This is a genomic window from Paracoccus sp. IB05 (assembly GCF_016405985.1).
GTDB lineage: Bacteria > Pseudomonadota > Alphaproteobacteria > Rhodobacterales > Rhodobacteraceae > Pseudogemmobacter.
Genome location: NZ_JAEFCF010000015.1, coordinates 85,345 through 108,569 on the forward strand (window position 1 = coordinate 85,345; position 23,225 = coordinate 108,569).

The window sequence follows — 23,225 nt, forward strand, 5'->3', positions numbered from 1 at the left end:
TTAAACCCGCTCCCTGCGACATGCCAGTGACGAATTTTTAACTGGCCGGTTTCCGCCAGTCTTTTCTCCTCGGACGCAGGCTGAAAAGAGAAGGATTTACCCTTCCCTCTTCACTCAGCCTGTTCTGGCCGGAGCCGAAGCGCCGCCCTGCACGGCTGCTGCACGGGCGGCAAGATGCTCCAGCACCTCGACCAGCTCGGCCCAGGCGCTGCGTGCCATGGAACGAAACACCCGGATATGAAACTCCGTCTCGCCCTCGCGCAGGATGATTGCCGGGATATGGTTCAGCCCGGTCCGGACCACATGACCGACCGGGAATGCCGCGAGCCGCAGATCCGGCGTGACCAGTCGCGCGAGCGCCGCCTCGCCGCCAATGCCGCTCAGCGAAAACCCCGCCCAGGCGCCGGACTGATCGGTCACCGCTGCCGCCAGCCCCTCGGGCGGGCGCCCACCGAGGAGGAAGGCCTGATCGCGCCCGGTCCAGATCAGGCGCAGATCACCGGCCCTGTTGCTGCGCCCCGGCGCCGGAAAATCAAGCCCGAGAGCCGCAAGCGCAGGCGTAAGATCCTCGCCCGGAAAGGGCGCAATCGACCAGACCGGCGCGGGCGGCAGCACAGAAAGCACCAGCCCCGCCCGTGTCACCGGCCCCTGCCCGTCCAGCGCCGCTTTTGCGATCAGTTCAGCCACGCATCCGTCCTCCATCCGCGTCGAAGAACACCGGATGGGTGACTTCGCATTCCACATCAATGCCGCGCAGGTGGTCGACCAGCCGGATCCTCTCGCCATGCCGCGCACGGCCATCGGTCAGGAAGGCCAGCCCGAGCCAGCTGTCGAGCGTCGGCGACCAGCAGACCGAAGTGACATAGCCCTGATCATTCTCACGCTCGACGGCAAAGCCGGGGCGGAAGAGATGCGCACCGGCAGAAATCGCCCCGGCAGCCTTGAGCCCGACCAGCTGCTCGCGCTCCGGCCCCCAAAGGCCGGGGCGCTGGCTTGCCGCGCGACCGATGCAATCCTTCCTCGGGCTGACCATGGCCCCGAGGCCGACATCATCAGCCGAGACCCGGCCATGGATCTCGGCATGGGTCAAAAAGCCCTTCTCGATCCGGAGCACATTCAGCGCCTCCATCCCGTAGGGGCCACCGCCCATGGTCTCGGCCCGGGCGACCAGATCGCGAAACAGCGCCTCGCCGTAATCGACGGGCACCGCCAGCTCATAGCCTTCCTCGCCAGAAAACGAGATGCGGAACAGCCGCGCCTCCACCCCGCCGACCGAGACCGGCCGAACGCCCATGAAGGGCAGATCGCCCAAAGGCTGATCCAGCACCGTGTCGATCAGCGCACGCGCCTTCGGGCCGGCAATGGCGAATTGCGCGAAGGCCTCAGTGACCGAGATCAGCCGCAGCTTCCAGGTGGCGCAAAACGCCTGCTGCACGAAATCGAGATGGCGCATCACCTGGCCCGCTGCGGCCGTGGTGGTGGTCATCAGATAGTGGGTCTCTGCCAGGCGCGCCGATGTGCCATCATCCATGACAAGCCCGTCTTCGCGCAGCATCAGCCCGTAGCGGACCCTGCCGACCGGCAAGGTGCTGAATGTATTGGTATAAACGAAATCGAGGAATCGCCCCGCATCCGGCCCCTGAATGTCGATCTTGCCAAGCGTCGAGACATCACAGACCCCGACCGCACCGCGCACCATGCGAACCTCGCGGTCGCAGGCCTCGCGCCAGGTCGTCTCGCCCGGTTTCGGGAAGTAGGAGGGGCGATACCAGAGCCCGGCCTCGATCATCGGCGCCAGCCGGTCGCGCGAGGCCTGGTCCGAGGTCAGGAAGCGTTCGGGCGCAAAGCCCTTCGCGCGCCCCCCCGCCCCCATCGCAGCGATGGAAACCGGCACATAGGGCGGGCGGAAAGTGGTCGTCCCGGTTTCCGGGATGCCACGTCCGGTCGCATCCGCCAGCACCGCCAGCGCGGCGACATTCGAGTTTTTGCCCTGATCAGGCGCCATGCCTTGCGTCGTATAGCGTTTCATATGCTCGACGCTCGCGAAATTCTCCTGCGCCGAGAGCTGCACATCCTTGACCGTGACGTCATTGGCAAAGTCGAGCCAGGCGCGGCCATTGCGGCCCTTTGCACCCTCGACCGACCAGATCGCGCGATGGGTATAGGGCGTGTCTTCCGCCGCCGGCACAGCCAGATCCGGCGCGCGCAGGTCCAGTGCCGCCAGCGCCCGTTCTGCGGCCAGCCTGCCCGCCGTCAGCGCGCCATGGGTCGAGAAAGACCCATTCGCGGCGCCTGCCGCAGCAAGCCCCGGCACCGCCGCTTCGACCGGTACGAAAGCCGCGATCTCCTCCGACCAGCGCGGACGGCTGTTCATATGGCAGGTCAGGTGCAGGCCCGGATTCCAGCCGCCGGAAACCGCCAGGCAATCGGTTTCGATCCGGAAGGTCTCGGACCCTTTCCTGACGGTGATCGCCTGCAAAGCGTGGCGGCCTTTGGTGTCGATCACCACCGCGCCTGCATGGACCGGGCACTCCTCGACCACCGAGACATCCTCTCGCGGGTCGATGATCGCCGCGACCTGGACGCCTGCCGCCATCAGATCGCGGGCGGTCTGGCGGGCCTGGTCATTGGCGGCGAACAGGGTCACACGTTTGCCCGGCGCCACGCCAAAGCGGTTCAGATAGGTCCGCACCGCCGAGGCCAGCATGATGCCGGGCCGGTCATTCATCGGAAAAGCGATATGGCGTTCCTGCGCCCCGGTGGTCAGCACCGCGCGCCTCGCCACGATGCGCCAGAAACATTCGCGCGGCAGATTGGGCCGGGGTGAGCGGTGGAGGCCCACGCGTTCAAGCGCGCCATAAGTGCCGTTGTCATAGGCGCCGGTCACGGTTGTCCGGGTCATGATGCGGACATTCGGCATCGCGCGCAGCTCTGCCTCGACCCTATGCACCCATTGCGCCGCCGGATCGCCGCCGATCAGCCCGCCATCCGCGATCAGGCGTCCGCCGGTCAGGGGCTGTTCCTCAGCGAGGATCACATCGGCCCCGGCCCGGGCGGCGGTCAGCGCGGCCATCAGCCCCGCCGGCCCCGCCCCGATCACCAGGAGGTCACAATGCGCCCAGGCTTTTTCATAGACACCCTCGTCATGGACCTTTGCCAGGCTGCCAAGCCCGGCTGCGCGGCGGATGATGGGCTCGTAAAGCCCTTCCCAGAAATGGCGCGGCCACATGAAGGTCTTGTAGTAGAAACCGGCGCTGAGAAAGGGCGAGACGAGATCATTCACCGCCATCAGATCATGGCGCAGGCTGCCGAGCCGGTTCTGGCTGCGGCTTTCCAGCCCGTCGAAAATCTCCTGCATCGTGGCGCGGGTATTGGGGGTGCGCGAGGTCTTGCCGATCACCTCGACCAGCGCATTCGGCTCTTCCGGGCCTGCCGTCAGCAGGCCGCGCGGGCGGTGATATTTGAACGACCGCCCAAACAGCTTTACCCCATTCGCGAGCAAAGCCGAGGCGAGCGTATCGCCGCGAAAGCCGCGATAGTCGCGGCCGTCAAAGCGGAATGACACCTCGCGGGTGCGGTCGATGATGCCTTTGCCCTCAAGCCTCATCGCGCGCTCCTTTGCGGGCGGCGACCAGCTCGACGCCGGTGATGTCATGGGTGAGCGTGTTGCGGCTGACGAGAAGCCAGGCGGCGCAGCCCTGGTCGTGATACCACAGATCGCGGGTCGGCCCGGCCGGGTTGTCCCGCAGATGCAGGTAATTGTCCCAGGCCCCCCCTTGCGAAAGATCGGGCGCGGCATCCGGGCCCGGGCGGTGGAGATATTCCTCCGCCCCGTAATAGGTGAATTCACGGCGGTCGCGCGGGCCGCAAAGGGGGCAGGTCAGTCTCACGTCAGGCTCTCCGCAAAGGGCGGCAGGGTTGATGGCAGGGAGCGAAAAAGGGGGCTCTGCCCCCCGGCCCTGGCGGGCCTCACCCCGGGATATTTCCGGACAGAAAATGAAAGGTGGGGCATCGGTTTACTCCCAGGGCGGGCAGGCAGCGGCCGGCGCGCGGGTCAGGCGGTAGGTGGTTTTGGCGCTGCCGGTCTCAGCCAGATCGCTGAGCCCGCCGCAGCCTGTCTCGGCCCCGGCACCAGGAACCTCCAGCGTGAAACTGCTGGTCTCGATTTCGAGACTGTCGCCTCTGGCGCTGCGGATGGTGAAATTGCCGCCATCGCATTCGACCTGGCAGGTGGTTTTGCCGCCGGTCTCGCCGCAAAAGGCGGCCTGGCGGAAGCTGTGGTTCGAGAACCCCTCGCTGCGGGCACGGCCCTGGTCGCTGAACCGGCCGGTCACGATGGCCGAGATAAATCCGTTGCCCCAGGGGTCGGGGCCGAGGCTGATCCGCAGCGCGGCGATATGTTGCTTCGGGGTCTTTGCGAGATGGTCAGCCGTATAATCGCGGGCAAAGCAGCCCTGCGGGATCCGGGCCTCAGCCTGCGTCAGAGCAGAGGTTGCGAACAGGGCGGCAAGGGTAAGACCGGTCAGAAGGCGCATGTCAGTCAACTCCTTTACAGGTCGCGGGAACGGCGCGGGGCGGGTGGCGCGACGGGCGGGTTCCTTCAGTTTCTGCGAGATCCTGGACCAGCCTGCAGCCCGCTCGGTCCTGGAGCGCGAAGCAATCGAGGGACATCCTAAGGGCGAATTCCTCAAAGCTTCGGCTGGTGCCGGTGCCGCCATCGCATGCGGCCCTGCCCGGGCTGCCCCGGAAGAAGCGCGGGTTCTGGCGCATTCGCCCCCCCTGGCAGTTGCCGCAGAACTGGAGGGATCGCGGGGCGCTGCGTTAGGGGCGCCTCTTTCGGGCAGCGAATGGGCAGAGGCTGACGGCCTGATCAGACAGTCAGGCGCAGCGCGCGTTTGCACAAGGCCCGGCGATGCGGCGCAGCTGGCGTCCTGCAAACGCGGCTCTGACCCGCGCTTCCGGGACCGGACGGGCCAGACGGGGCCTGCCTGATCACGCGACCGTATTACTTCGGGAGAGGTTTCAACCATGGCCGGGCGAAGCTGAAATCCTGCCGGACGCGCCAGCGGCTGCGCCGGCCGAACTTTGCCCGGGCAAATATCCGCGCGGGCCCGCGCCAGAGCCGGGCTTGTCACCATCGCCGGCAGAAGGGCGGCGATCTTATGCAGGCGCCCCCTCAATGCAGGTTATGCTGGCTGCCGGTGCCTTCCTCATCGAGGAGATGCCCGGTCGCGAAACGGTTCAGACGGAAGCGGCGGGCGAGCGCATGGCTTTCGCCGGTGGCCATCAGATGCGCCATACACCAGCCCGAGGCCGGCACCGCTTTAAAGCCGCCATAGTTCCAGCCACAATCGAGGAACAGCCCGTCGATATGGGTTCTATCGATGATCGGCGAGCCGTCGGGCGTCATATCCATCACGCCGCCCCAGGACCTGAGCACCTTTGCCCGCCCGATCATCGGCATCAGCGTCATACCGGCCTCCATCACATGTTCGACCATCGGCAGATTGCCGCGCTGCGCATATGAGCTGTAGAAATCCAGGTCGCCGCCAAAGACCAGCCCGCCCTTGTCGGACTGGCTGATGTAGAAATGCCCCATGCCGAAACTGATGACATGGTCGATCACCGGCTTCAGCCCCTCGGTCACAAAGGCCTGGAGGATATGGCTTTCCACCGGCAGCCGCATCCCGGCCATCGCCGCCACATGGCCCGACCGCCCCGCCGTGATGATCGCGACCTTGTCGGCGCGGATGACACCACGCGTGGTCTGGACGCCGCGCACGCGCCCACCCTCAATATCGATGCCGGTCACTTCGCAATTCTGGATCAGATCAACGCCGCGCCGGTCGGCGGCGCGGGCATAGCCCCAGGCCACCGCATCATGGCGCGCGGTGCCGCCGCGCGGGTGCAACAGCCCGCCATAGATCGGAAAGCGGGTCTGTTCGAAATCAAGGTAAGGCAGCAGATCGCGCACGCCGTCCTGGTCCAGCAGCACCGCATCATCGCCCTGGTTGATCATGGCATTGCCGCGCCGCACGAAAGCATCGCGCTGGCCGTCGGAATGGAAGAGATTGATCAGCCCGCGCTGACTGTGCATCACGTTGTAATTGAGATCGGCTTCCAGCCCCTCCCAGAGCTTCAGGCTGTGCGAGTAGAATTCGGAATTGCCGGGCAGAAAATAGTTCGCGCGCACGATGGTGGTGTTGCGCCCGATATTCCCGCCGCCGAGATAGCCTTTTTCCAGCACCGCAATATTGGTCATGCCGTGGTTTTTCGCGAGATAATACGCGGTTGCCAGCCCGTGACCGCCGCCGCCGATGATCACCGCGTCATAATGCGGTTTTGGCTCGGGCTGGCGCCAGACCGGCTTCCAGCCGCGATTGCCGCGCAGCCCCTCAAGAATGACTTTCCAGCCGGAGTAACGCATCAGACACCTCGGGAATCTCTGCCCCTATCAGACAGCGAAGCCGGCAGAATTACAACGCCCGGGCTCTGGCATGGTGGCGGGCGACGCCTGGTTTTCCCCGACGCGAGGCGTAGCCCGCGGCGTTTCCCCAGCCGGACCGGGAGCGGGACGGCGGTTTGGGCGGAATTCTGCCATGGCCCGGAACCGGGATCTCTTTTGTCTGGCGCCGCCTTGTTTTGCCGCGCCCGGGCCGTTTTTCTGATCGCTGCGCCGGCTTCTGCCCGCGCTGCTGTCCGGCGGCAGCCAGGTTATGATTGCAGCCGACAGCAATGCTGGCATCCCCTCAGATGCGAGGCTCACCGCCCGGCACAGACCGGTCGGCGATGTGTCAGGTCGGCTGATGATGTCCGGACGGAATCTCACGCTGGCGCAGGATGAAAGTCAGTGGCAGTCGCCGCCCGCAGCGCGCAAACCGGTCGCCGCACCGGATAAGGTCTGCGACATCGGCCCTGACTATGGTTGATCTGCCGGGGAGAGACTGCGACCACGCCGAGGCCATTCAGCAAAGCCTCCGGGAATGCCGCCACCAGATGCCCCTCACCCGGAGCATGATCGGGTTCAGGATCCTGCCAGATACCGGAGGTCCGGGGCCGATGATCGGGATCAGGCGCAGATCAGGCGAACTCTGTCGCTGGCATATCAGCAGCGCCGGATTGCTGGAGGCCCTTGCCAACATCCGCAGTCAGCAATGACTTCGCCCTGCCCCCGCGATCACAACAGTCCCGGGGACCATGCAGCGCCAGAACAACGAAAAAGAGCCGGGCGTGATGCCCGGCTCCACTGTCAGAGATCCGTCAGACCCCGGTCAGAGCCCCTTGGACCGGTAGGTCTTGGCCACGCGGTCGATGGCGACGATATAGGCGGCGGTGCGCAGATCCTCGACATCCTCGCGACCATGCCAGACCTCGCGCATTGACTGATAGGCCGTACGCATCGTGTCATCGAGACCCGAACGCACCAGCGCGAGCTCGTCCGAGCCGGTCAGGAAGCGCTCTTTGAAATCATCCGACAGGGTCCAGCCAAGGCCTTTGTCAGCCGAGAGCTGCTCCAGCTCTTCGACCAGGAGGCGCGAGCGCGCCTCTTCCGCCCGGCGCTGCATCCGGCCGAAGCGAATATGCGAGAGGTTCTTGACCCATTCGAAATAGCTGACCGTCACACCACCGGCATTGGCATACATATCGGGGATGATGATCTTACCCTTATGGCGCAGGATCTCGTCTCCGCCAAAGGTGATCGGGCCATTCGCCGCCTCGATGATCAGCGACGCGCGGATGCGGTCGGCATTCGATTTGTTGATCACCCCCTCCATCGCGGCAGGGATCAGAATATCGCACGCGCCTTCCAGCAGCGCGGCGCCATCCTCGATGTAAGTGCCGCCAGGAAAGCCCTTCACCCCGCCATTGCGGGCGATCCAGTCGCGCACCGCATCGACATCGAGGCCCTTTTCATCGGTCAGGGCGCCATCGCGTTCAATGATGCCGGTGATCGTGCAGCCATCTTCGTCGCAAAGGAACTTTGCCGCGTGATAGCCCACATTGCCAAGGCCCTGGACGATCACCGTCTTGCCCGAAAGCCCGCCTGTCAGCCCGGTCAGCGCCACATCGCCCGGATGGCGGAAGAATTCGCGCAAAGCATATTGCACACCGCGCCCCGTCGCCTCGACCCGGCCCTGGATGCCGCCGGCATGGGGGGGCTTGCCAGTGACGCAGGCCTTGGCGTTGATATCGGTTGTGTTCATCCGCGCATATTGGTCGGCGATCCAGGCCATCTCACGCTCGCCGGTGCCCATGTCAGGCGCCGGCACGTTCTGCGCCGGATGGATCAGGTCGCGCTTGATGAGTTCATAGGCGAAGCGGCGGGTGATCAGCTCCAGCTCATGTTCTTCCCACTGGCGCGGATCGACACAAAGCCCGCCCTTGGATCCGCCGAAAGGTGTCTCGACCAGGGCGCATTTATAAGTCATCAGCGCCGCCAGCGCCTCGACCTCGTCCTGATGGACGGAAAGCGCGTAACGGATGCCGCCTTTGACCGGCTCCATATGTTCGGAATGGACCGACCGGTAACCGGTAAAAGTCTCGATCTTGCCGCGCAGCCGCACGCCAAACCGCACGGTATAGGTCGAGTTGCAAACCCGGATCTTTTGCTCCAGCCCCGGAGAAAGATCCATCAGCCGCACCGCGCGGCTGAACATCAGATCGACGGAATCGCGAAAGCTCGGTTCGTCGGCGGTCTGCAGCATCGTCATGTTCCTCCAGGGTGAGCCATGGCCTCCCGCCATGTTATCACAAGGTGACCGGTCTTTCCGCCTGACCCAAGGGCCAGAATGATCAAAAAACAGTCAGACCTGGACTGGTTGCAGCGTCTTTTCGTCAAAGTGATTCGTATCAGTAAGCGTTTTGTAAAGGGTTAATGCGCGAGAAGTCGCCCTCGGGTTGCGCGGCGCTGTTCTCTCTCTCCGCACAATCCAAATTTGGGCAGGAAGATCGTTTCTTTGCCACCGGAAAACCCGGGCCGGAACGAAGCTCCGCCACATTTCAGCCTGATCATTAAAGCAGTTTCACCGTGGGTCAGAGCGCCCCGAATCCGCTGTTATGTCCCGCAGGACGGTACCAGCTGCCGGGGGGATGAACATTTAGTGGTAAACGAACCGGGCTGATGCGCGCTCCGGGGCAACAGGGACGTATGTATATGAAGAAGAAGGCATTTGAAGACCTGTCCGTGCGCCTTTCGCGCCAGATGCAGAGATTCACGCTGGAAGAGCGCGGCTCCATGGGGGCCGTCATGGTGTTCTTCTTCTTCCTGATGATCCTTCTTGGTGGCATCGCTGTCGATGTGATGCGCTTCGAGACCCAGCGTGTCGCGGTACAGAATACGCTCGACCGGGCGACACTGGCGGTTGCCAATATGAACTCGGCCCTCAAAACCGACGACGTCTATACGACACGCGAGGCGAGAGCGCAGTTTATCGTCGCCGATTATTTCAGCAAGGCGGGCCTTCCGGACAATCTCGCCTATGTGCGTCTTGATGACGGGATGAATTACCGCGTGGTCGAAGCGCGCGCCGATGTGCTCTCGCATAACATCTTCATGAATCTCATGAATATTCCGACCCTCGAGACCATGAACACCTCGGTGGCCCAGCAAAAGATCACCGATATCGAGATCATGCTGGTGCTCGACGTTTCAGGCTCGATGTCAAGTAATCGCAAGATCAACAATCTGCGCGTGGCTGCGGCCGATTTCATCGACCAGGTGAAGGCCTCGGATGACGAGAACCGCATCTCGATCGGTGTGATCCCCTATAACGCGCAGGTGAACCTGGGCGATGAATTGCGCGCGCGCTACAATATCCGCGATCTGCACGGGGTCCCGGACTCGAACTGCGTCGAGATCCCGATCGGGAACGATGAGAACAACATCTTCCAGACGCTTGCCATGCCGACAGATTACGAGATGCCGCTGATGACTGTGGCGGATACAGAGAACGCCTCTTCGAACGAGCACATCTATTTCAACTGGCGGACCTCCGGCCAGGCCACCATCGAGAACACCGCTGCAAAACGCTGGTGCAAACCGGACACTTCGACCGAGATCACGCTGCCGACCAAGAGCATCACCAAGGCGAAAGCCGGGATCAACGCGCTGGAGGCCAGCGGCAATACCTCGATCCTGTTGGGGATGCGTTGGGCCACCGCCCTGTTGGACCCAAGCGCGCGCGAGGTCTACGATTCCCTGATCATGCGCCACGTGATGGACGAGGATATGGATGGGCGTCCCTTTGCATATAACAGCGCGAGTTCCACCGATGAAGACGCGCTGAAAGTGATCGTGCTGATGACCGATGGCGAACATGTCGCCCATAGCCGCATCGCCGATGGTTTCAAGACCGGCCAGGCGACCATCCGCTTTTCCTATCGCCCTAACGGCGCCAAAGTGGATTCGACTGAGACCGCCACGATCTGGCGTTCGGCAGCGGGCGAATGGTCGGTCTTCTTTGAAAGCAAGGTGCTCTCAAATGTCTGTGGCAGCAAGCCTTTCTGGGTCCCATCGACGGGATCATGGCAGAACCATCCGCTCGGCCTGACAAATACCGGGTGCTTCAATCCGAACCGGATCGTGAAGCCCGATGATCCGGCCCATATCGCAATCTGGCAGGAAGTCTGGGCGTCAGTCAGGATGGACTATGCAGTGCGCCAGTTCTTCGCCCGTCCGCTCGGGGCAAACAACAGTACCAACCGCGAAAACGTCTACAAAGGTGTGCGCAAGACCCTCTACACGACCTATGCCGATGCAGCGACGATGAACAGCCGTCTGGCCTCCAACTGCGCCGCCGCCCGCAGTGCCGGTGTCCTTGTCTACGGCATCGCCTTCCAGGCGCCCAAGGCCGGCAAGGACGCGATCCAGAGCTGCACCTCTACCCCGGCTTCGACCTATTACTTCGACGTTACCGAAACCGCGAAGATCAAGGACGCGTTCCGCCTGATCGCAACCAATCTTAGCCAATTGAAGCTGACGCAATGAAACCCAGGTCCTTTTCATATGTCGGTCGTCGCCTGCGCCGCCTCTGGCGTCGCGAAGACGGCGTGGCCTCGATCGAGCTCGCCTTCTGCCTGCCGGTCCTGCTGATGCTTTTCATGGCCTCCATGGAGGCCGGCCTCTTCATGGTGCGCAGCGCCATGCTCGAGCGTGGTCTCGATATCGCGATCCGCGATTTCCGGCTCGGCCATATGCGGAGTATGGATGCTGATCAGATCCGGAACCGCGTCTGCCAGTTCACGCTTGCCGTGGCGGATTGCCCGAACAACCTGAAGGTCTGGATCGAGCCGGTCAACACTAGCACCACGCCCTGGACCCTTCCGTCGCGCTTCGATCCCCGGACCGGCCAGCTTCGGGTATTCTGTGGCGACCGCAACGTTCCCCTGACCTCGCCGATTCCCGGCACGGTCCCGGATGATGCACATGACCAGAACCGCATCATGCTGATCCGTGTCTGCGCGCTTGAGGATCCGATTTTCCCCTCGACCTATTTCTCGATGCGTCTGACCAAGGACTCGGCCACCGGAAGATATGAGCTGGCCAGCGCAACGGTCGTTGTGACCGAACCGATCTGAGGAGATGCGCGTAATGTTGATCCTGTCCCTTAAAAAATTGCGGCAGTTCGCCAAGGACGAATCCGGTGTCATCATGACCGAATTCCTCATTGTCCTGCCCCTGATGACCTGGTCCATTATGGCCCTGGTGGTCTGGTGGGATACCTGGCGCACCATCAACGAGGGCCAGAAAGCCGCCTATGCCGTGGCCGATCTGGTCTCGCGTCAGAAGGAGGTGGACATGAATTTCATCAACGGTATGGAAACCGTGATGGCAGGGCTGCTGGACCGCCCGGACGCCATTTCGATGCGCATCACATCGGTCAGATGGATCTATGACGAGATCACAGGAACCGGCAGATATTCCCTGATTTTCTCGCGCTCGCCCTTTGACAAGAAGACCCCGCTGACCGAGAGTTACGTAAACAGTGACATCAGCCATCTGATCCCGGTGATGAATTCCGGCGAGTCGACCGTTATCCTTGAGACCTGGACCAAATATTATCCGGCCTTCGATGTCGGCATACCGGTGTCAGACTTCCGCAATTTCATTGTGACGAAGCCGCGGTTCTACCTCAGTGTCTGCCTGAGCGAAAACATGACGCCCTGCGAGAGCGCGGCGAGCTGAAAGACTTCGGGCCCACCAGGTCCCCCGCCAGGGCCGCCCGCATCCGCGCGCGGCCTTTCGCATCTTCGCCGGTTCCGTGGACGAATGTGGCAGGCGGGCTTTCGCGGGGCGCGCAGTCGGGTTAGTGTCTGCCACAGATCCGGCGCGTGGGCGCACGCCTCCCTCACCCGCCCGCCCCTTCCCCCGCCCTCCTCTTCACCCGCCCCCTCTTCTCCCGCCAGGCAAGCCCGCAGATGACACGCCTTCCGATCCTTCTTCCGCTCATCGCGCTTCTGGGCTGCGCGCCCTTCCCCGAGCTCGGCACCCTGCCCGATGCCTCCGGCGCACCGCCCTCGCTTTTGCCGATGGACGAGGTGCTGGCGCAGGCGCCATCCGGGCGCATCCCGGCCTCTGCCGGCGAGGCCCTTGCCGCCCGCGCCGCCCGGCTGCAAAACCGCGCCAGGCTGATGCAGGGGCCGGTGCTTGACCCGGCCACCCGCGCCCGTCTGGCTGCGGCCATCGCGGCAGGCCGGGCCTGAGCCCTATCGCCGCCGTTGCGCCCGGCAAGGCCTTGGGCTAACACCCTTGGCGGAACAGCAATATGAGGCCTCCCATGTCGAGCACGCCGTCTGAAACCGGACCCCTCCGCCTCGGGATTGCCGGCCTCGGCACTGTCGGCATCGGCGTGGTGAAAATCATCCGGCGCGAGGCCGAAACCCTTGCCGCACGCGGCGGGCGCCCGCTGGTGATCACCGCCGTTTCAGCCCGTGACCCGAAGAAGAACCGCGATGCCGATCTCTCGGGCTACGCCTGGGAGACCGACCCGGTTCAGCTGGCAAAACGCGATGATGTCGATGTTTTCATCGAGGTGATGGGGGGCCATGAAGGCGCGGCGAAAGACGCGACCGAAGCGGCCCTCGCCGCTGGCAAACATGTGGTGACCGCGAATAAGGCGCTGCTCGCGCATCACGGCCAGGCGCTGGCGGAACTGGCCGAAAAAACCGGTGCCGCCCTGCGGTTCGAGGCGGCTGTCGCCGGGGGTATCCCTGTGATCAAGGCGCTGACCGAGGGCCTTGCCGGCAATCGCATCAAACGCGTCATGGGGGTGATGAACGGCACCTGCAATTACATCCTGACCCGGATGCAATCGGCTGGCCTGCCCTATGAGACCGTGTTCGAGGAAGCCCGTCAGCTGGGCTATCTCGAAGCCGATCCGAACCTCGATGTCGGAGGGATCGACGCCGGGCATAAACTCTCGCTCCTGGCCGCCATCGCCTTCGGCACCCGTGTCAGCTTTGACAAGGTCGAGCTGGAGGGGATCGGCAATGTCTCGATCGACGATATCAACCTCGCCGATGATATGGGCTATCATATCAAGCTGCTGGGCGTGGCGCAGATGACCGGGCGCGGCCTGGAACAGCGCATGACCCCTTGCCTCGTGCCGGCGGAAAGCCCGCTTGGCCAGCTCCAGGGCGGCACCAATATGGTCGTGCTCGAAGGCGATGCGGTCGGCCAGATCGTGATGCGCGGCGCCGGTGCCGGCGAAGGCCCGACCGCCAGCGCGGTGATGGGCGATGTGATCGATATCGCGCGCGGCTACCGCCGGCCGGTCTTCGGCATCCCCGCCGCGCAGCTGACCGATCCGGTGGCGGCACGTTCTGCAACGCCCGCGCCCTATTACCTCAGGATGCGGCTCCAGGACAAACCCGGTGCGCTGGCCAAGGTCGCAACCTGCCTCGGCGAGGCCGGGATCTCCATCGACCAGATGCGCCAGATCAACCAGCCCGATGCCGATGACGGCGATGCGATTGTGCTGATCGTCACCCATAAGGCGGCCCCTGCCGATGTGAGCCATGCGCTGGCGCAATTCAACGTGACCGGCGTCCTGGTCGGGACCCCCGTCGCGATCCGCATCGAAGAAGTCTGAAAATACGCCGCCGCCGCCGCTTTAGCGCTACCGCGCTTGCGGCAGGCGGCGGTGGCGGCTAAGCCTCGGGTTAACTCCATGCCATCAGGGATATCCGCAAAATGGCCGATCAGGCTCAGTTCCAGGACCGTATGCTCTCACTGGGCCTCGCCCGCGTCTCCGAGGCCGCCGCACTCGCTTCGGCCCATCTGATCGGGCGTGGCGACGAAAAAGCCGCCGACCAGGCTGCGGTCAATGCCATGCGCGATCAGCTGAACACGCTTGATATCAAAGGCGTGGTGGTGATCGGCGAAGGCGAACGCGACGAGGCGCCGATGCTGTTCATCGGCGAAGAGGTCGGCACCGGGAACGGGCCGGAGATGGATATCGCGCTCGACCCGCTGGAAGGCACCACACTGACCGCAAAAGACATGCCGAACGCGCTGACGGTGATCGCGATGGCACCGCGTGGCACGCTCCTGCATGCACCCGACGTCTATATGGAAAAGCTGGCGGTCGGCCCCGGCTACCGCCCCGGCGTGGTGACGATGGATATGTCGCCCTCCGAGCGGATCTCGGCACTCGCGGCGTCGAAAGGGGTCTCGACCGAAGACATCACCGCCTGCGTGCTGGAGCGCCCGCGCCATGAAGCCCTGATCGAAGAAATCCGCTCGACCGGCGCCTCGATCCGGCTGATCACCGATGGCGATGTGGCCGGCGTGATGCATTGCGCCGAACCGGAAGTGACAGGTATCGACATTTATATGGGGTCGGGCGGCGCGCCCGAAGGCGTGCTGGCAGCCGCCGCGCTGAAATGCATGGGCGGGCAGTTCTTCGGCAAGCTCCTCTTCCGCAACGAGGATGAAAAATCCCGCGCCCGCAAGGCCGGCATCACCAATTTCGACCGGGTCTATACCCGCGACGACCTGGTTCGCGCCGATGTGATCTTTGCGGCGACCGGCGTGACCTCGGGCTCGCTTCTTTCGGGCATCAAGCGTGAGCCGGGCTGGGTGACGACCGAGACGATCCTGATGCGTTCGAAAACCGGATCGGTGCGGCGCATGTCCTATCGCAGCCCGCTGCGGTAGGCGGGGTCAGGGGGGGCCAGCCCCCCTTCTCCCTGCGGGAGAATCCCCCCGGGATATTTTGAGACAGAAAATGAAACTTTTTACATTTTCTGTCCTTAAATATCCCCGCCGGAGGCACCCGCCGCCGCACCGGAGACGACCGGCATGGCAGGAACTCCCGGAACACTCTTGAACCCGGCCCCGTTTTCCGCCAGCCATGACGCATGTCACAAGATCATGCATTTCTGGGTGTCGCGGCCTCTCTGAACGGGCGTCGCTGGGTTGGGCCTGACGCAGGCCAGGAACGGCTTGCCGAGGCGATGGGGCAACAGACCCGCCTGCCATTGCCGCTTTGTCGCATTCTGACTGCCCGGGGCGTTGCCGCCGAAAACGCTCAGGCCTTTCTCAATCCGCAGCTGCGCGATCTCCTGCCTGATCCACGCCGGCTGAAGGATATGGAGAAAGCGGCCGCGAGATTTCTGGTGGCACTTGAGCGTCGCGAGAGAATCGCGGTTTTCGCCGATTATGATGTCGATGGCGGGTCTTCGGCGGCGCTGCTCCTGATCTGGCTGCGCGAAATGGGGCATCAGGCGACCCTCTACATTCCCGACCGCATCGACGAAGGCTATGGCCCCAATGTGCCCGCGATGCAGGCGCTCGCGCGCGACCATTCTCTGATCATCTGCGTCGATTGCGGCACGTTGAGCCATGATCCAGTCGCCGCCGCCCGGCCCGCCGATGTGGTGATCCTCGATCACCACCTTGGGGCCGAAACCCTGCCGGAGGCGCTCGCGGTGGTGAATCCCAACCGCCAGGATGAGGATGACAGCCTTGCCCATCTCTGCGCGGCGGCGGTCGTCTTCCTCATGCTGGTCGAAGCCGGGCGCCAGCTGCGCGAAGCGGGCCACAAGGGCCCGGATCTTATGGGGTTACTTGATCTCGTAGCCCTGGCGACCGTGGCGGATGTTGCCCCATTGACGGGTGTGAACCGTGCCTTTGTCCGCCAGGGCCTCAGGGTGATGGCGCGACGCGACAGGGTGGGGCTGCGCGCGCTTGCCGATGTTTCCCGCATGGATCAGGCGCCGACGGCCTATGCGCTCGGCTTTCTGCTGGGCCCGCGGATCAATGCCGGTGGCCGGATCGGCGAGGCGGATCTTGGCGCCAGACTGCTTGCCACCGCCAGCGAGACCGAGGCTCTGGCTCTGGCCAGGCGGCTGGATGATCTGAACACGGAACGTCGCGAGATCACCGACCGGGTGCGTGAGGAGGCCCTCGCGCAGGCCGAGGCGCGCGGCACCGAGGGGCCGCTGGTCTGGGCTGCAGGTGATGGCTGGCATCCCGGCGTCGTCGGCATCGTCGCCGCCCGGCTGAAAGAGGCGACCGGCCGGCCTGCTGTGGTGATCGGCTTCGATGGGGATCACGGCAAGGGCTCCGCCCGCTCCGTACCCGGGGTGGATCTCGGCGCCTCGATCCACCGGATCGCCGCCGAGGGGCTGCTGGAGAAAGGCGGCGGCCACAAGATGGCGGCTGGGCTCAGCCTGTCCCGCGCCATGCTGGAACCCGCCATGAAGCGACTCGGCGAGTTGCTGTTGCGGCAGGGCGCCGGCGGAACCGGCCCCGAGCCCCTCCGGATCGACAGTATCCTGCTGCCCGAGGGGGCAAATGTCGAATTCGTCGAACAGATCGCGCAGGCCGGTCCCTTTGGGGCCTCAGCACCGTCACCGCGATTTGTGATTCCCTCGGTCGCAGTTCAGGGCAGAAGAATCGGAACCACCCATCTGAAGCTCACCATCCGGGGCCAGGCCCAGGGCCCCGAAATCATGGCTTTTGGCGCCTTTGACGGCCCGTTGGGGCCACAACTGGAGAATAGCGGTCACCGGCTGTTCCACCTTGCGGGACGCCTGGAGATCAACACCTGGGGCGGAAAATCCAGGGTTCAGCTGCGTCTGGAGGATGCCGCAGCAGCTGATTGAGAAATTTGTTATTTTTCCTCTTGCGCATCCTTTTGCCGCCCATTAGACACCGCTTCACAGAAACAGTGGCCCGTTCGTCTATCGGTTAGGACGTCAGGTTTTCAACCTGAAAAGAGGGGTTCGACTCCCCTACGGGCTGCCACTTCTGTAACTTCCCCGAACATTGTCAAAGACTTAGCCATTCGAGTTCCTAACCTTTTCGGAGGGGTTAGCAGATTGCTGTTGGGGTTCGATGTCGATCAGCTTGCCCATGGCATGTTGCGCCAGCTTCTTCTGATCGGCGGCTTTGGTATATCGCGTCACCTCGGCCTCCGTCTCGTGCCCGGTGATCGCCTTGATCTCCTGATTGCTGCATCCTGCCTCTGCCAGGCGGCGGGCACAAGCCTTGCGCAACCCGTGCGAGGAACAGGCAGGAAGCCCCGCCTCGTCGCACCTGGCCCGCAGCCAGTTCCCGAAGCCGTTCGTCGTGAAGGGCTTGCTGTACTCGGTCAGAAGAAAGATCAGGTTGGCCCTTGGCGTTTGATCGAGCACCACTCTTAGATCCGGGTGCAGAGGTATCGCCAACGTGGCCTGGGTCTTTTGCTGCCGCACGGTGATAAGCCCGTCCTTGACGTGCTGCCAGCCCATCCGCACCGCATCAGATCGGCGTTGCCCCGTGCAAAGCATGAGGGTCATGGCAAGCCGGGCCTTGCTGCCTATCGGGTGCCGATTTTCAAAGGCCGCGATTTCTTCCTCGGTCCAGGTATGAAAGCCTTCGCTGGAGCTCTTGAAGCCTTTCAGGCCGGTGAGCGGATTGCGCTGAATGATGTCCATATCCACCGCGAAGCCCATCAGCACCTTGAGGCGCTTCAAAAGAGTGTTTGCCGCCTCGGGGCGCGATCCGACATCTTTCCCAGAATGAACATGACGTGTTTGCGTCCGAAGCCGTCGACCGTCTTTGTGCCATGTTCCTCCCGAAACTTGTCGAGTTGCCGCCGGTATGTGTTGCGGCTGACCTCGGCCAGATCCTTGTACTCTGGGGATTTCAGATAAAGCTCGATCAGCCCGGCAAAGGTGTTGGTCGCCACACGTGGCGGGGGCGGCGGTGCAATTAATGTCACCCCTGCCACCGCCTTCGCATAAGCTTCAAAAATGGCCGGACTGTTGAGAGGTCCGGGCAGAGGCACCTTCGGTTGCCCTGGCTTGTTCAAATAAATCCGCACCCTGCCATGCCGGTCGCGATAAACATGGACGTAGGGCGGCTTCGAGACTTTGGTCTTACTCATCGAATATCTGATCCCAGGGATTGGCCTTTGGGTCGGCCTAGGGCAGGCCTTTGTTCTTCGATTGAACCGCTGCCACGACACGAAAGCCACCGCCCGGCATGAGTTCGATAGCGGCCAGGGACTTGCCCGCGCCTTTCAGGAGCTTCATGGCCTTCTTCACTTCCACCACGGGCAAGCTGATCTTGGCTGGCGGTGATTGTTTGGCCCAGTTCCGCCCCCCGGCACCGGATGCCGGAGGGTTGAGGCGGGGCAGCCGGGATATGGTGCTGCCGGTCATGGTCAGTGCACAGAGCAAGATGCAAAGTGAAAGGTCGCCGTGCCGCCAAGCCATTCTGTCGGCTCGTGCAGCGTATGGTCGTACTCCTTGGTCTGGATCATTTCGATAAGAGCCAGATCGGTGCTGAAGTCCCCGGTGTTGCCCGTCACAACAAAGCCTGTCATTGCCCGCTGCCCGCCTTCCTGCGCAGAAGCGATGATGATGGACTTGCCTTCGATCACAGCATGATGAAACGCAACCCAGGACTCTGCCCCGATCTCTGCGGCAAGGTCATGGGATCGCGCAAAGTCCAGCACATCGCCCCAGTCTGCCCGGGCGGTCAGCGGAAGGCGTTCGCGGTTGCCGTCCTCATGCAGGCAGATGATTTTTGAAGAGATTGATTTGTCGTCATAATCCGCGAAAACCTCGGCGGCGGCGAAGTCGATCAGGTGTTGCAGGCTCAATGTGCTGTTTCCTGGGTTTCTGCCGCCATGGCGGCTTTGATGATCTCGACAATCTGGCGGTTCATGCTGCGGCCTTCGGTCTGGGCTTTGGCTGTCAGCCAGACTTTCAATTCCTCTGGCAGTCGGATGTGCGTAGGTTCCTCGTTCTCTTGCTACCCCACCGAAATGGACCATAGCAACACTACTATGGTCCATATTGAGTGCAGGACCATAGTGGTGCATCATTGTTTCATGAGCGAAGACACACAGGTGAAAATCCGGCTGCCCCTTGCCTTGAAAGAGGTGATCGAAGCGGCGGCTAAGGCACAAAACCGATCTATGACCGGGGAGATCATAGCCAAGCTGGAAGAAGCCTTTGGGATGGCTTCCAGCACCGCCCCCGGCGTTGTTAGGCGCGCTATGAAAAGCGGTGGCCCAGCCGTAAGCGAGGGGCGGCTAGATGATGTCGAGAAACGATTGAAGGTCCTGGAAGCGTTTATAGACGGACTGGGCGTGATCGGGATTTCCGACGATGAAACCGGCGAGAGGCACCTTGCCTATGTCGCGCCTGGTGCAAAGCCCCGCGCCTGATCGTCAGTGCAATACAGGGCGCAAGTGATCGCGCCTGTGATGCCATAGGAAGCTGAAATTGATAACGGATGACGAATTTAGCCAGGCGATCTTGGAAATTGATGAAGCATTGAGAAATGAAGACGCACCGATTACCGGAAGACCTTTGGGCGCGATTGTGCGTTTAGGTCAGCGCTTCAAAATTAGTCTTCCGTTCGCCGCACCCATGCCCGGGCACCAGATGCCACCGGGTGTTGCGGAAAATTGAATTTACTCCGAACGCATATACGATTGCTACGAAAAAAACATATGGTGATTCTATCAAAGTAGACCCAAGTGCTACCAGAAAAGCCGCGGTAATGCTTTTGGGTGATTTATGGGAATTAAGGTTGCCGTGGGCTCTGGGTGGCTCTTTTTTCCCGCAAGTTGAAAACGCAATTACGGAAAATAATACCATCATCGGGGACGGTGTGCGTTTTATAAATGTCAGCGCCCAAGTTACAGGACTCAATCAGGCGAGACTTGATCAGTTTTCGCAAGCAGATAAGGATGAAGCTTACGGCCTGTTCTGGGTCGGGGTGGGCCTGTTTGTTATGTTCGACAGGATAGAGGGTCGGCACCAGAAATTCGTAGAGACAAGAAGCGACCTGATTACATCCGTTTCGCACTTAATTTCCCAGCGGCCCAACTATGGGCAATCCAGATGGTTTTCGCTTCAATTTGTTGAGTAATTTATGAAGGCCATGCTTTTTTCCATCACCGAAAGCGAGGGCAAATTTGGGCACAATCTCCAACCCCTGCATGACGAATTGGCCAAATACATCGGAAATCTCAACCTGTCGCATCTGGTTAAAGATGTTCAATGTAGCGCAGCCACGCGCTACGGTGAAGAGGTTTCCACCAAAGCGCAGGCATTCCAAGCGCACAAGTCCAGCCTTTTGATAGCTCGCACACTTGGTCATGTGTTGCTGCCGTCGGAAGACTAACGGTCCGTTGCCCGATTAAGCTGGGTGCTGCGCTTGCGGTTTTTCTGGTTATCCGATCTTCCGAAGGCGTCCGGGGCGGGCAAACTGCCCTGGACTTCCTTTGCCACAAGCCGGGCAAGGGCGCGGTCTTTGTTCGGGTCGCCCGATCCCGCCACGCTGATATGCAAGACAGGGGCATAGGTGCTGGAAGATCCGGCGCGGCCCCGGAGGCCGGTATCGCCAAGGCTGGGCACCCGCCCGCTGTTCATGGCTTCCAATGCCCCGACTCCGAAGCGGCTGATGGCCTCCCGGTTCAGGACAAATTCACCGGCATGGACAATCCCCTTGGGTTCGTACTTGCCACCGGCCCCGGTATATCCCCGGAAGAAAAGTCCAGCATTCCCCCGACTGCCCCAGTGATGCCACCGCCCACGCTGCCCCAGAGGTTTTCAAAGAGCTTGTTCGCGGCCATTTCCATGAGCTTGGAAATCAACTGGTCGAGGGCACCCAGGAGGGTGTTTGCCCCGGTGACGGCTCCGGTGAAGGCTCCCCGGAAAGCGTCTTTTACCTGGGCTTGCTGGTCGGCTGTCTCCTGCGCTGCCTCGGCCAGTTTACGGGCGGCATCCTCTGCGGCGAGATAGGAAGATGCCAGGGCCTGGGCTTCGGCGCGTAGCTGGGGCGTGATCGTCATTCCCGACTCTTGCGCGGCGGTCAGGAGGTCGTGCGCGATCTTCGCCTTTTCAACGGCGGCTTCCTGTTCCTCTATGCTGCCGGTCGCGCTGGCGCGGGCCTGGGCCTCCACTTCGAGGGCGGCAATCTGTTCCCGGATCCGGCTGGTTTCGCGCTGGTATTGGCTTTCGCGCTCTTTGGCTGCCCCGCCTCCACCGGATTTCCCGCCACCGCCTCCACCGCCTTTCGATTTCGGGCTGTCCTGGATCGCGTCCGGGATGCCGTCCCCGTCCATATCCGCCACCCAGCTTTCCGGCCTTGCACCGGGGCGCGGGCTGGAAGTCATGCCGGAATTGAAGGTCGGCGGCATGTTCGCAGCCGCCCCGCCTTGCAGAGGGGTGCCGGTATCGGTGCCACCGGGCAGCTTACTCATAAGATTGGCTGCGGCATTGGCGGCGGCGTTCAACAGGCCAATGAGGCCGGAAACCTGGCCCCGCGCGCCCTCCAGGGTGATGGTGTCGATACTGTCAATCCGGGCAAGGGCTGTCTCTGCCTCGGTGCCAAGTTCGATCAGTTCAGCGCGAAGATCCGCAGCACTGACTTCCCCGCGATTGGCGCGGTCGGTCAGATCATCCAGCCGGGCAAGTATGTCGTCTATCGCCTGCGCGGCCTCGGCATCGCCCACAGCGTCCAGCGCGTCAACGATCATGCGCAGCGTGCCCACAAGGGCGGGCGCGTCCTGTTGCAGCATGGCCTGGGCATGGGCAAGCTCATCGAAGGATCGCAGGTCTTCCTGCCCCCGCACTGTCACGTCAGGGCTGCCCGTCAATTCCTGGGCCGCCTGATCCACGGTAGGGGTTTCGTCTATCGCGTCCCGCATGGCATTGACCGCGTCAATCCCGGCTCCGGCGATAGAGGCAATCCCAAGGATCGCGGATTTCGCGGTATAGCCCAAGCTGGTGGCAAGATCATTCCAGCGGCGGTCAAGGTCCTGGGCCTTCTGGATCATTTCATCATCCATCACGGCCCCGACTTCATGGGCGCGGTCGATGGTGCGGCGAAGCCCATCTTCGCCTTGCGCAATTAATTGCACAAACTGTTCGCCCCCGGTCCCGCCCAGAAGCTCGTCAAAGATGCGGATCTGGGCTGCGGTGTCGAAGTTCTGCATTTTGCCGAAGATTTCCAGCATGAGGGCGGAAGGGTCTTTCAGCTTCTCTTTCAGGCTCTGGGCGGAATAGCCTAGACGTTCAAAGGCCTCTGCCGCCGATCCCTTTCCGGTGCTGATAAATTCGTCGGCGCGAAGGTTCAGCTCTTTGAAGCCGTCCACAAGGGCGTCAATTCCGACACGGTTCTGTTTCGCCACATAGCCCCATTCCTGGAAGGCACGGGTGGACATACCGGCGCGTTTCGCTTCATCCCCGATCTGGGCAATCGCCTTCACAGCATCCCCGGCTTGTCCGATCAGGCCCGCAAGACCACCGGCAATAAAGCCCCCTGCAAAAGCGGTCGCCATGCCTTTCAACTGTTTGGAAACCCCGGCGCTGGCCTTTTCCATAGAGCTTTCGAGGCGATCAGCGGATTGCTTCGCCCGGCGTTCGATCCCTGTAAACTCCCGGTTGGCAGTGCGATTGGCCTTCTGGAAATTCTTCTCGAATTGCGAAACCCTTGCTTCGAGGCGGACAAGGTGGCGTTCGGTATCAGTGGACATTGCTATTCCCTCACCAGATCAAAATGCCCTCGGGGCGGTCTTCGGTGTCATAAACGGATCGCTGATCTTCGGCTTGCGCGGCTCTTGCCACGGCCATTGCGGTCGCCACCGCGCCGTCAATCTTTTCGGATGACTTCGATTTATTGAAAGACTTGTTCCCGGCCTTGTCTGTCTCCACCTGGATCGGCTTTGTTGCGCTATTCTGATTGAGGCCGCATGTGTCCCTTTCCCGCTAGCTTC

23 protein-coding genes and 1 tRNA gene are annotated in these 23,225 nt (G+C 62.4%); 12 read left to right on the plus strand and 12 right to left on the minus strand.

What is annotated here, in order from left to right; genetic code table 11:
- Window positions 1–114: 114 nt before the first annotated feature.
- The 6 genes from JC607_RS11815 to JC607_RS11840 form a co-directional block, all read right to left on the minus strand.
- The gene (locus JC607_RS11815) at window positions 115–687 is read right to left on the minus strand and encodes a sarcosine oxidase subunit gamma (protein ID WP_198837120.1); all 573 of its coding nucleotides are present in this window, start codon (window positions 685–687) and stop codon (window positions 115–117) included.
- Window positions 680–3,607 (minus strand): sarcosine oxidase subunit alpha family protein, encoded by a 2,928-nt coding sequence (locus tag JC607_RS11820; RefSeq protein ID WP_198837121.1) that lies wholly within the window; start codon window positions 3,605–3,607, stop codon window positions 680–682. The genes JC607_RS11815 and JC607_RS11820 overlap by 8 nt, the downstream gene beginning before the upstream one ends.
- A complete protein-coding gene (locus JC607_RS11825) occupies window positions 3,597–3,890 on the minus strand; it encodes a sarcosine oxidase subunit delta (protein WP_198837122.1) in 294 nt (97 codons plus the stop codon). The genes JC607_RS11820 and JC607_RS11825 overlap by 11 nt, the downstream gene beginning before the upstream one ends.
- Before the next feature lie 126 nt (window positions 3,891–4,016).
- Window positions 4,017–4,535, minus strand: a complete 519-nt coding sequence (locus tag JC607_RS11830) for a hypothetical protein (RefSeq protein ID WP_198837123.1) — start codon at window positions 4,533–4,535, stop codon at window positions 4,017–4,019.
- A gap of 641 nt (window positions 4,536–5,176) precedes the next feature.
- Window positions 5,177–6,427: a sarcosine oxidase subunit beta family protein gene (locus JC607_RS11835; protein WP_198837124.1), complete on the minus strand. Its 1,251-nt coding sequence runs from the start codon at window positions 6,425–6,427 to the stop codon at window positions 5,177–5,179.
- Between the two features lie 844 nt (window positions 6,428–7,271).
- Window positions 7,272–8,705 (minus strand): Glu/Leu/Phe/Val dehydrogenase, encoded by a 1,434-nt coding sequence (locus tag JC607_RS11840; protein WP_198837125.1) that lies wholly within the window; start codon window positions 8,703–8,705, stop codon window positions 7,272–7,274.
- Between the two features lie 449 nt (window positions 8,706–9,154).
- Between JC607_RS11840 and JC607_RS11845 the strand changes: the two genes are divergently transcribed.
- The 8 genes from JC607_RS11845 (at window position 9,155) to JC607_RS11880 (ending at window position 17,251) form a co-directional block, all read left to right on the plus strand.
- The gene (locus JC607_RS11845; RefSeq protein WP_198837126.1) at window positions 9,155–10,987 is read left to right on the plus strand and encodes a TadE/TadG family type IV pilus assembly protein; all 1,833 of its coding nucleotides are present in this window, start codon (window positions 9,155–9,157) and stop codon (window positions 10,985–10,987) included.
- Window positions 10,984–11,577, plus strand: a complete 594-nt coding sequence (locus JC607_RS11850; protein WP_198837127.1) for a TadE/TadG family type IV pilus assembly protein — start codon at window positions 10,984–10,986, stop codon at window positions 11,575–11,577. The genes JC607_RS11845 and JC607_RS11850 overlap by 4 nt, the downstream gene beginning before the upstream one ends.
- A 13-nt stretch (window positions 11,578–11,590) precedes the next feature.
- Entirely contained in the window at window positions 11,591–12,184 is a 594-nt protein-coding gene (locus JC607_RS11855) for a TadE/TadG family type IV pilus assembly protein (RefSeq protein WP_198837128.1), read from the plus strand.
- Window positions 12,185–12,417: 233 nt separating this feature from the next.
- Entirely contained in the window at window positions 12,418–12,702 is a 285-nt protein-coding gene (locus tag JC607_RS11860) for a hypothetical protein (protein ID WP_198837129.1), read from the plus strand.
- A gap of 74 nt (window positions 12,703–12,776) precedes the next feature.
- Window positions 12,777–14,090 (plus strand): homoserine dehydrogenase, encoded by a 1,314-nt coding sequence (locus JC607_RS11865; protein ID WP_198837130.1) that lies wholly within the window; start codon window positions 12,777–12,779, stop codon window positions 14,088–14,090.
- Between the two features lie 101 nt (window positions 14,091–14,191).
- The gene (gene glpX / locus JC607_RS11870; protein WP_198837131.1) at window positions 14,192–15,157 is read left to right on the plus strand and encodes a class II fructose-bisphosphatase; all 966 of its coding nucleotides are present in this window, start codon (window positions 14,192–14,194) and stop codon (window positions 15,155–15,157) included.
- 203 nt (window positions 15,158–15,360) lie between these two features.
- Window positions 15,361–17,109 carry a single-stranded-DNA-specific exonuclease RecJ gene (recJ, locus tag JC607_RS11875; protein ID WP_198837132.1) on the plus strand — a complete coding sequence of 583 codons (1,749 nt, stop codon included), beginning with the start codon at window positions 15,361–15,363 and terminating at the stop codon, window positions 17,107–17,109.
- Window positions 17,110–17,176: 67 nt separating this feature from the next.
- Window positions 17,177–17,251 (plus strand) — tRNA-Glu (locus JC607_RS11880).
- A gap of 32 nt (window positions 17,252–17,283) precedes the next feature.
- On the opposite strand, the gene JC607_RS11885 is transcribed toward JC607_RS11880, so the two are convergent.
- Genes JC607_RS11885 through JC607_RS25800 form a run of 5 tightly spaced genes read right to left on the minus strand, consistent with a single transcriptional unit; the run spans window position 17,284 to window position 19,222 of the window.
- The gene (locus JC607_RS11885) at window positions 17,284–17,961 is read right to left on the minus strand and encodes a tyrosine-type recombinase/integrase (RefSeq protein WP_198837133.1); all 678 of its coding nucleotides are present in this window, start codon (window positions 17,959–17,961) and stop codon (window positions 17,284–17,286) included.
- Entirely contained in the window at window positions 17,958–18,374 is a 417-nt protein-coding gene (locus JC607_RS11890; protein ID WP_198837134.1) for a hypothetical protein, read from the minus strand. The genes JC607_RS11885 and JC607_RS11890 overlap by 4 nt, the downstream gene beginning before the upstream one ends.
- 37 nt (window positions 18,375–18,411) lie before the next feature.
- Complete coding sequence (locus JC607_RS11895) at window positions 18,412–18,651, minus strand: hypothetical protein (RefSeq protein ID WP_198837135.1); 240 nt, start codon at window positions 18,649–18,651, stop codon at window positions 18,412–18,414.
- A gap of 2 nt (window positions 18,652–18,653) precedes the next feature.
- The gene (locus JC607_RS11900; RefSeq protein WP_198837136.1) at window positions 18,654–19,094 is read right to left on the minus strand and encodes a hypothetical protein; all 441 of its coding nucleotides are present in this window, start codon (window positions 19,092–19,094) and stop codon (window positions 18,654–18,656) included.
- Window positions 19,091–19,222 (minus strand): Arc family DNA-binding protein, encoded by a 132-nt coding sequence (locus tag JC607_RS25800; RefSeq protein WP_370584790.1) that lies wholly within the window; start codon window positions 19,220–19,222, stop codon window positions 19,091–19,093. Before JC607_RS25800 ends, JC607_RS11900 begins: the two co-directional genes overlap by 4 nt.
- 103 nt (window positions 19,223–19,325) lie before the next feature.
- Here JC607_RS25800 and JC607_RS11910 point away from each other — a divergent pair, with 103 nt between their 5' ends.
- The 4 genes from JC607_RS11910 to JC607_RS11925 are packed head-to-tail and all read left to right on the plus strand — an operon-like array spanning window position 19,326 to window position 20,629.
- Complete coding sequence (locus JC607_RS11910) at window positions 19,326–19,664, plus strand: Arc family DNA-binding protein (protein WP_198837138.1); 339 nt, start codon at window positions 19,326–19,328, stop codon at window positions 19,662–19,664.
- Window positions 19,665–19,722: 58 nt separating this feature from the next.
- Window positions 19,723–19,911: a hypothetical protein gene (locus JC607_RS11915; RefSeq protein WP_198837139.1), complete on the plus strand. Its 189-nt coding sequence runs from the start codon at window positions 19,723–19,725 to the stop codon at window positions 19,909–19,911.
- The gene (locus tag JC607_RS11920) at window positions 19,895–20,374 is read left to right on the plus strand and encodes a hypothetical protein (RefSeq protein WP_198837140.1); all 480 of its coding nucleotides are present in this window, start codon (window positions 19,895–19,897) and stop codon (window positions 20,372–20,374) included. Before JC607_RS11915 ends, JC607_RS11920 begins: the two co-directional genes overlap by 17 nt.
- 3 nt (window positions 20,375–20,377) lie before the next feature.
- Window positions 20,378–20,629 carry a hypothetical protein gene (locus JC607_RS11925; protein ID WP_198837141.1) on the plus strand — a complete coding sequence of 84 codons (252 nt, stop codon included), beginning with the start codon at window positions 20,378–20,380 and terminating at the stop codon, window positions 20,627–20,629.
- Window positions 20,630–20,921: 292 nt separating this feature from the next.
- Here the strand turns inward: JC607_RS11925 and JC607_RS11930 are convergent, their stop codons facing one another.
- Window positions 20,922–22,985 carry a hypothetical protein gene (locus JC607_RS11930; protein ID WP_198837142.1) on the minus strand — a complete coding sequence of 688 codons (2,064 nt, stop codon included), beginning with the start codon at window positions 22,983–22,985 and terminating at the stop codon, window positions 20,922–20,924.
- Window positions 22,986–23,225: the final 240 nt, after the last annotated feature.

Excerpts from the sequence above, each read along its gene's own strand:
- JC607_RS11820 (WP_198837121.1), bottom strand. The coding sequence starts at position 3,607 with ATGAGGCTTGAGGGCAAAGGCATCATCGACCGCACCCGCGAGGTGTCA.
- JC607_RS11850 (WP_198837127.1), top strand. The coding sequence starts at position 10,984 with ATGAAACCCAGGTCCTTTTCATATGTCGGTCGTCGCCTGCGCCGCCTC.
- JC607_RS11910 (WP_198837138.1), top strand. The coding sequence starts at position 19,326 with ATGAGCGAAGACACACAGGTGAAAATCCGGCTGCCCCTTGCCTTGAAA.
- recJ (WP_198837132.1), top strand. The coding sequence starts at position 15,361 with ATGTCACAAGATCATGCATTTCTGGGTGTCGCGGCCTCTCTGAACGGG.
- JC607_RS11840 (WP_198837125.1), bottom strand. The coding sequence starts at position 8,705 with ATGCTGCAGACCGCCGACGAACCGAGCTTTCGCGATTCCGTCGATCTG.
- JC607_RS11855 (WP_198837128.1), top strand. The coding sequence starts at position 11,591 with ATGTTGATCCTGTCCCTTAAAAAATTGCGGCAGTTCGCCAAGGACGAA.
- JC607_RS11860 (WP_198837129.1), top strand. The coding sequence starts at position 12,418 with ATGACACGCCTTCCGATCCTTCTTCCGCTCATCGCGCTTCTGGGCTGC.
- JC607_RS11890 (WP_198837134.1), bottom strand. The coding sequence starts at position 18,374 with ATGAGTAAGACCAAAGTCTCGAAGCCGCCCTACGTCCATGTTTATCGC.
- JC607_RS11865 (WP_198837130.1), top strand. The coding sequence starts at position 12,777 with ATGTCGAGCACGCCGTCTGAAACCGGACCCCTCCGCCTCGGGATTGCC.
- JC607_RS11895 (WP_198837135.1), bottom strand. The coding sequence starts at position 18,651 with ATGACCGGCAGCACCATATCCCGGCTGCCCCGCCTCAACCCTCCGGCA.
- JC607_RS11930 (WP_198837142.1), bottom strand. The coding sequence starts at position 22,985 with ATGTCCACTGATACCGAACGCCACCTTGTCCGCCTCGAAGCAAGGGTT.
- JC607_RS11830 (WP_198837123.1), bottom strand. The coding sequence starts at position 4,535 with ATGCGCCTTCTGACCGGTCTTACCCTTGCCGCCCTGTTCGCAACCTCT.
- JC607_RS11835 (WP_198837124.1), bottom strand. The coding sequence starts at position 6,427 with ATGCGTTACTCCGGCTGGAAAGTCATTCTTGAGGGGCTGCGCGGCAAT.
- JC607_RS11925 (WP_198837141.1), top strand. The coding sequence starts at position 20,378 with ATGAAGGCCATGCTTTTTTCCATCACCGAAAGCGAGGGCAAATTTGGG.
- glpX (WP_198837131.1), top strand. The coding sequence starts at position 14,192 with ATGGCCGATCAGGCTCAGTTCCAGGACCGTATGCTCTCACTGGGCCTC.
- JC607_RS11845 (WP_198837126.1), top strand. The coding sequence starts at position 9,155 with ATGAAGAAGAAGGCATTTGAAGACCTGTCCGTGCGCCTTTCGCGCCAG.